13 protein-coding genes are annotated in these 9,588 nt (G+C 48.0%); 9 read left to right on the top strand and 4 right to left on the bottom strand.

The window, feature by feature from the left end; translation table 11 throughout:
- The first annotated feature begins 25 nt into the window (after nucleotides 1-25).
- The 8 genes from gspG to B9J84_RS13710 are packed head-to-tail and all read left to right on the top strand — an operon-like array spanning nucleotide 26 to nucleotide 5,517.
- Nucleotides 26-469 carry a type II secretion system major pseudopilin GspG gene (gene gspG / locus B9J84_RS13745; protein ID WP_010319321.1) on the top strand — a complete coding sequence of 148 codons (444 nt, stop codon included), beginning with the start codon at nucleotides 26-28 and terminating at the stop codon, nucleotides 467-469.
- A gap of 34 nt (nucleotides 470-503) precedes the next feature.
- Nucleotides 504-1,082 (top strand): type II secretion system minor pseudopilin GspH, encoded by a 579-nt coding sequence (gene gspH, locus B9J84_RS13740; RefSeq protein WP_013855434.1) that lies wholly within the window; start codon nucleotides 504-506, stop codon nucleotides 1,080-1,082.
- Nucleotides 1,066-1,428 carry a type II secretion system minor pseudopilin GspI gene (gene gspI, locus B9J84_RS13735; RefSeq protein ID WP_013855433.1) on the top strand — a complete coding sequence of 121 codons (363 nt, stop codon included), beginning with the start codon at nucleotides 1,066-1,068 and terminating at the stop codon, nucleotides 1,426-1,428. The genes gspH and gspI overlap by 17 nt, the downstream gene beginning before the upstream one ends.
- A complete protein-coding gene (gene gspJ / locus B9J84_RS13730; protein ID WP_047688025.1) occupies nucleotides 1,415-2,068 on the top strand; it encodes a type II secretion system minor pseudopilin GspJ in 654 nt (217 codons plus the stop codon). The genes gspI and gspJ overlap by 14 nt, the downstream gene beginning before the upstream one ends.
- Nucleotides 2,055-3,074 carry a type II secretion system minor pseudopilin GspK gene (gspK, locus tag B9J84_RS13725; RefSeq protein WP_017048718.1) on the top strand — a complete coding sequence of 340 codons (1,020 nt, stop codon included), beginning with the start codon at nucleotides 2,055-2,057 and terminating at the stop codon, nucleotides 3,072-3,074. The genes gspJ and gspK overlap by 14 nt, the downstream gene beginning before the upstream one ends.
- A complete protein-coding gene (gene gspL, locus B9J84_RS13720; RefSeq protein ID WP_013855430.1) occupies nucleotides 3,043-4,254 on the top strand; it encodes a type II secretion system protein GspL in 1,212 nt (403 codons plus the stop codon). The genes gspK and gspL overlap by 32 nt, the downstream gene beginning before the upstream one ends.
- Before the next feature lie 10 nt (nucleotides 4,255-4,264).
- Nucleotides 4,265-4,762 carry a type II secretion system protein M gene (locus B9J84_RS13715; RefSeq protein ID WP_013855429.1) on the top strand — a complete coding sequence of 166 codons (498 nt, stop codon included), beginning with the start codon at nucleotides 4,265-4,267 and terminating at the stop codon, nucleotides 4,760-4,762.
- The gene (locus B9J84_RS13710) at nucleotides 4,759-5,517 is read left to right on the top strand and encodes a type II secretion system protein N (RefSeq protein WP_017043523.1); all 759 of its coding nucleotides are present in this window, start codon (nucleotides 4,759-4,761) and stop codon (nucleotides 5,515-5,517) included. Before B9J84_RS13715 ends, B9J84_RS13710 begins: the two co-directional genes overlap by 4 nt.
- A gap of 80 nt (nucleotides 5,518-5,597) precedes the next feature.
- Here the strand turns inward: B9J84_RS13710 and cysQ are convergent, their stop codons facing one another.
- The 4 genes from cysQ to B9J84_RS13690 form a co-directional block, all read right to left on the bottom strand.
- A complete protein-coding gene (gene cysQ / locus B9J84_RS13705; RefSeq protein ID WP_010319313.1) occupies nucleotides 5,598-6,425 on the bottom strand; it encodes a 3'(2'),5'-bisphosphate nucleotidase CysQ in 828 nt (275 codons plus the stop codon).
- 24 nt (nucleotides 6,426-6,449) lie between these two features.
- Nucleotides 6,450-6,995 (bottom strand): ADP compounds hydrolase NudE, encoded by a 546-nt coding sequence (nudE, locus tag B9J84_RS13700; RefSeq protein WP_064624176.1) that lies wholly within the window; start codon nucleotides 6,993-6,995, stop codon nucleotides 6,450-6,452.
- Between the two features lie 155 nt (nucleotides 6,996-7,150).
- Nucleotides 7,151-7,738: a Fe-S biogenesis protein NfuA gene (gene nfuA / locus B9J84_RS13695; RefSeq protein WP_013855425.1), complete on the bottom strand. Its 588-nt coding sequence runs from the start codon at nucleotides 7,736-7,738 to the stop codon at nucleotides 7,151-7,153.
- Between the two features lie 99 nt (nucleotides 7,739-7,837).
- The gene (locus tag B9J84_RS13690; protein WP_094124373.1) at nucleotides 7,838-8,539 is read right to left on the bottom strand and encodes a phosphoribosyltransferase family protein; all 702 of its coding nucleotides are present in this window, start codon (nucleotides 8,537-8,539) and stop codon (nucleotides 7,838-7,840) included.
- Nucleotides 8,540-8,685: 146 nt separating this feature from the next.
- On the opposite strand from B9J84_RS13690, the gene bioH reads away from it, so the two are divergent.
- Complete coding sequence (gene bioH / locus B9J84_RS13685) at nucleotides 8,686-9,450, top strand: pimeloyl-ACP methyl ester esterase BioH (RefSeq protein WP_038148688.1); 765 nt, start codon at nucleotides 8,686-8,688, stop codon at nucleotides 9,448-9,450.
- Nucleotides 9,451-9,588 lie beyond the last annotated feature (138 nt).

The following is a 9,588-nucleotide window of genomic DNA, read 5'->3' as shown; positions in this document are numbered from 1 at the left end:
CGACCAAACTATGTTGGAGATTGGAATGAGAACAAAAACAAATAAACAGTCGGGCTTTACTTTGCTTGAAGTGATGGTGGTTGTGGTTATTTTGGGTATTTTGGCGAGTTTTGTGGTGCCTAATTTGCTCGGTAATAAAGAAAAAGCTGACCAACAAAAAGCGATTACCGATATTGTCGCACTCGAAAATGCGTTGGATATGTATAAATTAGACAACAGCGTGTACCCAACGACAGATCAAGGCTTAGAAGCGCTAGTGACCAAGCCGTCGAATCCTGAGCCACGCAACTACCGCGATAACGGTTATATTCGCCGTTTGCCAAATGACCCTTGGGGCAACCCTTATCAATACTTAAGCCCTGGTGATAACGGTACGATTGATATCTTCACGCTAGGTGCTGATGGTCAAGAAGGTGGCGAAGGCGCCAGTGCCGACATAGGCAACTGGAACATGCAAGATTTCCAATAAGAGAGAGGGCGGCCTTAGCCGCCCCATTTATCTGATGCTATCTCAACGCGGTTTTACCCTACTCGAAATACTGCTGGTGCTCGTGCTGCTCTCGCTCAGTGCTGTGGCCGTTATATCGACGCTACCTAGCACGAACAACGATGATGCGAAACAGTACGCGATGAGCCTTTATCAGCGTCTACAACTGAGTAATGAAGAAGCCATTCTCAGTGGCAAAGATTTTGGTTTGCGGGTCGATGAAAAAAAATCGCATCTGGTTTTCCTATCGATGGAGGACAAGGGATGGCAGCCGCTAGAGAGCAAGAAAATGGCTTCACAGCTCCAACTGCCTGAGGGGTTATCCCTCCAGTTTGAGCTGGGAGGAAGTGCATGGAAAAACGATGATCGACTCTTCAAACCGGGCAGTCTGTTTGATGATGATAAGTTTGCTGATGAAAACGAACAGAAAAAGCAGCTACCACCACAAGTGTTTATTTTATCGAGTGGTGAGCTGACCCCTTTTGTCCTGAGCATCCATCTTAATCAGCAAGATGCAGAGCAAGGCTGGCGAGTGGTAGTGAAAGAAAACGGGGAAATCACGCTGTTCGCTCCGGGAGATGCGATCGATGGGTAAACAAAAAGCGATGACGCTGTTAGAAGTCTTGGTGGCGCTGGCTATTTTTGCCACCGCTTCCATCAGTGTGATCCGTTCGGTCAGCCAACACATCAATACCGTGAGTTATTTGGAAGAAAAAGCGTTTGCCGCCATGGTGGTCGATAACCAGATGGCGCAAGTGATGCTTACTCCTAAAAACGTACAAGCGAAAAATGGCAGTGAGGTATTGGCGGGCCGAACCTGGTATTGGAAAGTCACTTTAGTACCCACTGCGGATAATTTATTGAAAGCTTTTGATGTTAGCGTGGCTAGTGAAAAAGAAGGATCACCTTTGGTGACAGTGAGAAGTTATGTCGCCAAATAAACAAAACAAAGGCTTTACCCTGATTGAAGTGCTGGTGGCGATTGCGATTTTCGCTAGTTTGAGCGTTGGTGCTTACCAAGTATTGAACCAAGTCCAGCGCAGTAATGAGATTTCAGCCCAACGTAGCCAACGTTTGAACGAATTGCAGCGCGCCATGGTGTTAATGGATGGCGATTTTCGGCAGATGGCAACGCGTCAATTTCGCACCAATGGTGAAGAGCCAAGTCAACAGATGCTGATTTGGAAAGAGTACTTGCTCGACTCCGATCAAAAAGGAGTGCTGTTTGCACGATTAGGTTGGCATAACCCACAGCAGCAATTTCCACGCGGGGAAGTCACTAAGGTCGGCTACCGAATTAAAGAGGGCGTGTTAGAGCGTATATGGTGGCGTTATCCTGATACTCCTGCAGGGCAAGAAGGGATCATCACGCCATTGTTACATGATGTTGAGTCACTATCGCTGCGCTTTTATAACCAAGATAAATGGAGTGAAGAGTGGACTGATGCCTTGAAAATCCCACAGGCGGTGGCCGTGAAATTGGCGCTGAAAGATTATGGCGAGATTGAGCGTATCTACCTTACTGCTGGTGGTGGCATCAATTCGACCAATAAAGAGGCTGATAATAATGGCGCACCCTAATCGAGCCCAACGCGGTGTGGCGTTAATCGTTATCTTGCTGTTGTTGGCGATTATGGTGTCGATTGCCGCAACCATGTCCGAACGTTTATTCACACAGTTTCAAAGAGCGAATAATCAAATTAGTTACCAGCAAGCCTATTGGTATAGTGTGGGTAGTGAAGCTTTAGCCAAAGTTGCTATCGAGCAGAGCTACAAAGACAACGAAACGATTAACTTAAGTCAACCTTGGGCGATGAAAGAGCAAACGTATCCATTGGATTACGGCACTCTGAAAGGGCGCATCCTTGATAAACAGGCTTGTTTTAACCTGAATGTACTCTCGAGAGCCAGACCTGCGGCAGGGAGTGTCGAAAAACCCTATTTAGTGCAAGTGTTGCAACGGTTATTGGAAGAGCTTGAGGTCGACAGCTATCAAGCCGAAGTGATTGCCGATTCGGCTTGGGAGTATATTGATGGCGATTCAGATGTGCAGTCCTCTTATGGCGTAGAAGACAGCCAGTATGAATCAATGTCTCCTGCTTATCTGGCGGCGAATAGTTTACTTGCAGATAACAGTGAGTTGCGCGCGGTTCAGCAGGTGAGCGGTGATGTAATGAATAAAATAGCGCCTTATATCTGTACTCTCCCCACTGATGATTGGCGTTTGAATATCAATACCTTGGAACCTGATCATGCCAAGTTATTGGTGGCGATGTTCAGCCCGCACTTAAGTGAAGGGGATGCAAAAAACTTACTCGAGAGCCGACCATTTGATGGCTGGGCTTCGGTAGACAATTTTCTCGCAGAGGCCGCATTGGCTGCTGTGGAGAGCAAAGTGAAAGAAGAAGCGAAACAGTACCTAGCTGTCGATAGTGCTTATTTTGAACTGGATGCTCAAATCTTGGTTGATGACTCGCGAGTTCGTATTCGCAGTTTATTGTTTAGTGATAATAGAGAAACCGCAACGGTCATACGCCGTCGCTTTGGAGGGATCAGTGAGCGAGTTTCTGACCGTTCGGCTGAGTAGTCAACAAGACGCTGAAATACCTTGGCTGGTGTGGTCAACACAGCAGCAAGAAGTGATTGCCAGCGGTGAAATATCCGGATGGGAGCAGCTATCTCAGCTCTCTAGCTATGCGGCTGAACGCGCCACGATTGTGCTGCTTGCTGCCAGTGATTTAGTTCTCACTGAGGTCGCGATTCCATCAGGGGCGGCTCGTCGCTTAGAGTCAATGTTGCCTTATCTAATCGAAGATGAGATCGCACAAGATGTGGATGAGCTGCATTTTTCAATTTTGCATAAAACCGCTTCCACTGCTTACGTTGTCGGGGTGGATCGTGCTTGGTTGCGTACCCGCTTAGATGAGCTCAAAGCCGCGGGTTTTGACGTGAAAAAGGTATTACCGGATGTGTTGGCTATCCCTGCATCAGAGGGGTTGTCGGCACTGCAGATCGGCCAAGAATGGTTAATCCGTAAAGGTGAGTATTTAGGGGTGAGCATTGAACCGCAGTGGTTAACGCTGTTTAGTGCTTCAGAATGGGTCAAGCAAGAGGGGCACTATTTACCGCTAGAGGCGTATACCCCGCTCCCTGAGCTGACATTGGCTGAAGGGCAACATTGGCAACAGGCCGAGCCTCATTTAGTCATGGCGTTGCTGACTCAGCAAGCAATAGCGAGCAAAGTGACTTTACTGACGGGAAGTTTTAAAACCAAGTCCTCGTTTTTGAAGCATTGGCAAGTATGGCAAAAATGCGCATTAGCGGCCGCGGTGTTGATTGTAATTTCAACCAGCCACCATCTTTTGCAAGCTGGGCACTACGAAGCGCAAGCCGATGCTTATCGAGCGGAGAGTGAACGTGTTTTTCGCGCAGTTTTCCCTGATAAACAGAAAATACCCACTATCAGTTACCTGAAAAGACTGATGAATGATGAAGCGGCTCGACTCTCTGGCGGTGGGGCCAATGGTTCGATGTTGGAGTGGTTGTCGAAGTTGCCCAGCAGTATCGGCAGCGTACCGAACATGCAGTTGCAAAGTGTTAAATATGATGGCAATCGGGGTGAAATTCGCCTTGAAGTTCAAAGTAATGATTTTGAAAGCTTTGAACAAGCGCGCCTTAAATTGGAAAAGCAGTTTGTGGTTGAGCAAGGGCAGTTAAACCGCTCGGGTTCTGTAGTTAATGGTACCTTCATACTGAAAAGCCAGTGAGGTGAGTGACATGAAAAATAGCCTGAGTGCACTTCAACAACGATGGGCGGCCTTTTCCCCTCGTGAACAGAAATTACTGTTAGGTGGTGTGTCGCTGTGTGTGGTTGCGATCATTTATTGGGGCATTTTAGCGCCACTTAATCAGAAAACCGAGCTTGCGCAAGCCCGGATTATCAGTGAAAGACAATTGCTTAATTGGGTGACGGATAAGGCCGATGCCATTACTCAATTGCGCGCACAAGGTGGTGGGGTGGCAACGACGCAACCGCTCAATCAAGTCATCTCATCAAGTGTGCAGCGTTTTCAAATTGAGCTTATTCGTATTCAACCGCGTGATGAAATGATGCAGGTTTGGATACAACCACTTCCTTTCTCTAAATTGGTGGATTGGCTTGCCTTTCTAAAAGAGCAGCAAGGTGTCGATGTCGAGTTTATGGACATCAACCGTGCTCAGCAAAGTGGCGTTGTCGAAGTAAAACGCTTACAACTGAAGCGAGGTGGTGAGTGAAAAAGAAATTGCTCTATAGCGGGTTCCTTGTAATGGTTTTTCTCATCAGTGTGGTCGCGCATATTCCGGCTTCCTTGGTGATGAATCAACTCTCCTCTTCCGAAGTCATGCGTGTCACTGGTGTTGACGGTACGGTGTGGTCTGGTAGTGCTCAGCAACTCTTTTGGCAAGGGCAAAATGTCGGCGATCTCAACTGGGACATCCAAGTATCACAACTGCTGATGGCCAAGTTTGAAGTGGCGGTACGCTTTGGACGCGGTAGTGATATGGGAGTTCGTGGCAAAGGCAATCTTGGTCTGGGGTTTTCTGGCCCTTATGCGGACAAGGTTGTGGTTTCTGTCGCGGCTAATAAATTAGCGACGCTGTTTCCGCTGCCTGTACCAGTGACTTTTCAGGGGCAAGTCGAGTTGTCCCTGAACCATTACCGCTATGATAGCCCGTGGTGTGAATCTGCCGAAGGCTCACTTGCGTGGACTCATGGCCGAGTTGACTCACCTTTAGGAGAGCTCTCGCTTGGTCCGGTAGTGGCAGATCTGCAATGTCAAAGCAATCAGATGACATTGAACGGTCAGCAAAACAGTGAGCAAATGAGCAGTGAATTTGCCCTGCAGCTGCAACCAGATATGAGTTACAGTGCGAAAGCGTGGTTTAAACCTGAAGCGCAATTCCCACCCGAAATGGCGGAGCAATTACAGTGGATTGGAGCGCCAGACAACCAAGGTAAATATCAGTTTAATTATCAAGGCCAGCTTTGATTGGTTTTTTAACCGTAATCATTTCATACCCCAATAAAAATGCTGAGTCTATTGATCGGCATTTTTATTGGTAATGGCCGTTATGGTTTGACTTGTAAAATGGTATTCCAAGGCAAATCGGCATCCCCTAACACAATAAAGTTGGGGTTTTCTAACGTTTCACGCTCATTGTAGGACAGCGGTTGCAGTTGCGTGTTAAGGATGCGTCCGCCCGCCTCTTCTACGATGCATTGCGTGGCTGCGGTATCCCATTCACCGGTTGGGCCGAGGCGCAAATAGCAGTCGACAGCACCTTCTGCGACTAAACACGCTTTCAGCGCTGCCGAGCCCAGCGGCACTAACTCATAATTCCATGCGCTGCTCATGCAACTTGTAATACGGTTAATATCTTGGCGGCGACTGATCGCAATCGCGATGGATTGCCCAACGGTTTCGTGCTTGTGTGTTTCAATACGCAAGCTTTCAGACATGTCGGGGATCTTCCATGCGCCTTTGCCTGCGTAGGCGTAGTAGGTCACGCCAGAAACGGGCCCATAGACGACGCCCATCACTGGTTGGTTTTCTTCGATCAGTGCGATAATGGTGGCAAAGTCACCACTGCGCGCAATAAACTCTTGCGTACCATCAAGCGGGTCAACCAACCAGTACCGCTGCCATTGGCTGCGTTTTTCTAGGCTAATGTCCGCCGCCTCTTCCGACAAAACAGGAATATCTGGCGTGAGTTCACTCAGTCGTTCGCAGATCAGTTTATGCGCAGCAAGATCGGCACTGGTGACAGGGGTGTGGTCACTTTTGGTGAACGCTTCGTAGTTTTTCTTTTCGTAGATATCGAGAATCAATTGCCCGGCAGAGCGAGCGATTTCAATTACGTCAGGCAGTAAGTAAGATAAATTATTGGCTGTTGGCATCATCAATCCTATAGCTCTACTTTGTTATTTTAGGCTGCGCAGAGCAAGCAGTAGTGCGGTAATGCTTCGGGCTTCACAGAAATCGAGGTGAGTCAGTAGCTCTTCTGCTTGGGCCAGAGGCCAGCGAATGACCTCTAAAGGTTCGGGTTCATCGCCTTCCATTACTTCTGAGTATAGATCTTGTGCTAAGAAGAGTGTCATTTTGCTCGAAAAGTAAGAGGGGGCAAGTACCACCTCTTTTAAGGGGGTTAAGGTGGTTGCGCCAAAACCAATTTCTTCTTTGAGTTCACGATTTGCTGCTTGTTGCGGGCTTTCTCCTTGGTCAATCAAACCCTTAGGGAATCCGAGCTCATAGCGTTCAGTGCCAGCGGCATACTCTCGAACCAGCAGTAAATCTCCTTGTGCCGTTACTGGCACCATCATGACTGCATGCCGGCCGCTCGGTTTCATTCGTTCATAGGTGCGCTGTTCGCCGTTAGAAAAGCGTAAATCTAATGATTCGATGGTAAACAGGGTCGATTGAGCTGCCGTTCTTTGGGCTAAAATTTCGGGCAGTTTTCTGGTTGGCATACACTAATTCCCGTAAGGCAAATGACTTTTCTAACTATATGAGAAAATGACCTTAATTGAAAAGGACTTGAGCGCGGCAAATGATTTTAAGTATAAAAAAGCCGAGAATCTCATCTCGGCTTCGTTTTTCTGTAATCCACGTATCTAGCGAGTCACTAGTAGTAAGAGTGCTCACCACGATCGTGTTCAGTAGCATCGCGCACCGCGGTTAATTCGCCTTCAAATTGTTGAAGCAGTTCTTTTTCAATGCCTTCTTTGAGGGTGACATCGACCATTGAACAACCGTTACAGCCGCCACCAAAGGCGACAATCGCAATACCATCTTCGGTGATTTCAACCAAGCTGACATGGCCACCATGGCCAGCTAACTGCGGGTTGACTTGAGTTTGAATCGCATATTCCACACGTTCAATCAGGCTTGCGTCATCAGACACTTTACGCATCTTCGCATTCGGAGCTTTAAGTGTCAGTTGTGAACCCATTTTATCAGTGACGAAATCGATCTCTGCGTCTTCTAAAAACGGCAAGCTCAGTTCATCGACATACGCAGAAAAACCTTCAAAGGCAATTTCAGTATCAGTCGCTTCCACTGCCTCGGGTGGGCAGTAAGAGACGCCACACTCTGCATTTTGAGTGCCTGGATTGACTACAAAAACTCGGATGTTAGTACCATCAGGCTGTTGCCCAAGCAACTTGCCGAAATGGGTTTGGGCTGTTTCGGTAATAATAATAGAATTTGACACGACGAATACCTGAGTAAATTTATAGGTTATTACTTGCCATTCTACTCCTGAAACACGGCGGATCCAGTCCTTTTTACGCGCTAAATAAAACCGTGTTGGTTAATCTTTAGGTTCAGGAGTGCGGCATATGCAGTAAATATCAATCCTTTCGACACCGACTTCAAGCAGTAATTGACAGATTTGCTGCACGGTGCTGCCCGTGGTTACTACATCATCAACAAGTGCAATGTGCTTGTGCGTGGGAAGGTGCCGTAGTGTGAATGCATGTTTGAGATTTTGTTTGCGCTGTAATTTAGAAAGCCCTTGCTGCTGGGGCGTTGCGCGATTGCGTTTGAGCAACTGGTTATCGCAGCTAGCCCCCAGTTGTTGACTTAATTGAGAGGCAAGTAGTGCACTTTGATTGAAGCCGCGTTTTAAGCGCCGTTGCCAGTGCAACGGAACGCTGGTGATGAGCGGGGCGGGATTGTCGATACGTGGCGTCAGTAGGGCGCTCAAATGGCGAGATTGCCAAAATTGACCTTCATATTTGAGTTGATGAATGGTGTGACTGAGCGGAAAAATATAGTCGCCGACACAGTATAGGCGTTGCCAAGGCGGAGGATTTGCTAAACATTGCCCGCATTGAGGTACGGTAATAAGCGTTGGCAGGCCGCACTGTTGGCAGCGAGGTTGTGGTGCAAAATAGGTTAGGCAGGTCTTACACCAAGCCCCAGTTTGATGAGTTTCAATCGGTAAACGACACAGTAGACACTGACGGCTTACCAAGCGAGTGATGGTTTTTTGAACCCAATGCGATAACATAACTCAACCAAAGCTGTGAAACGAAGTATGGTTATACTCTTGCAACTTGAATCAGTCTTTGTGTTGACCGTGATTTCAAGTCAGTGAGTGTATGATCGGTATTTTTTCAGCGAAGAAGTGTGAATTTAGTGGGAGAATTTGTGAGCATGGCCACAGCGTTATATTGGCAAGCCTCAGGCGAGGGCGATGATCTTGTCTTGGTGCACGGCTGGGGGATGAATGGTGCAGTATGGCAGCAAGCGGTCGATGTGCTTAAAGGACATTTTCGTGTGCACGTGGTTGATTTGCCTGGTTATGGGCACAGCGCTGCTAGTCACGCCGCTGATCTAGAAGAGATCGCGCAAGCGCTAATCATGCAAGCGCCTAAACAAGCCATTTGGGTCGGTTGGTCTTTGGGTGGGTTAGTGGCGACTCATATGGCACTGCATCACCCAAGTTATGTGAGCAAATTGGTCACTGTGGCGAGCTCTCCCAAATTTGCGGCACAGAAACCGTGGCGTGGCATTCTCCCTCAAGTGCTCAGTGCCTTTACTGAACAGTTAATGGACGATTTTCAGGCTACTGTTGAGCGCTTTATGGCGCTGCAAGCGATGGGCAGCCCTCAGGCAAAGCAAGATGTCAAATACCTAAAACAAGCGGTGTTATCACGGCCCGCGCCGAACCCACAATCATTGTTAGCGGGTTTGGTCATGTTGGCGGAGGTGGATTTGCGCCAGCCGTTGACAGCACTCTCGATTCCCATGCTTCGTCTATATGGTCGGCTTGATGGTTTGGTGCCGGTTAAGGTGGCGCAAGAGTTGCAAAAAACCTTGCCCAATAGCGAGCAGTACATTTTTGGCAATTCCTCCCACGCACCGTTCATCACTGAACTGGACGATTTTTGCCAGCAGCTCATCGCCTTTGCACGTTAAGGCATTGATACCCATGCAATGTCTTTCTACTTAAAGCTACAGCTGTGTTGGCTCACCTCAATCACATCGTTGATCTCTCTCATGGGGATTCACCCGTTTGCTGTCTTTATCTGTAGCGTCCTGAAACGTCAAGCCGTT

Source organism: Vibrio sp. V03_P4A6T147 (assembly GCF_002241085.1).
Classification (GTDB): domain Bacteria; phylum Pseudomonadota; class Gammaproteobacteria; order Enterobacterales; family Vibrionaceae; genus Vibrio; species Vibrio anguillarum.
This window is presented reverse-complemented; position numbering and strand designations above follow the sequence as displayed.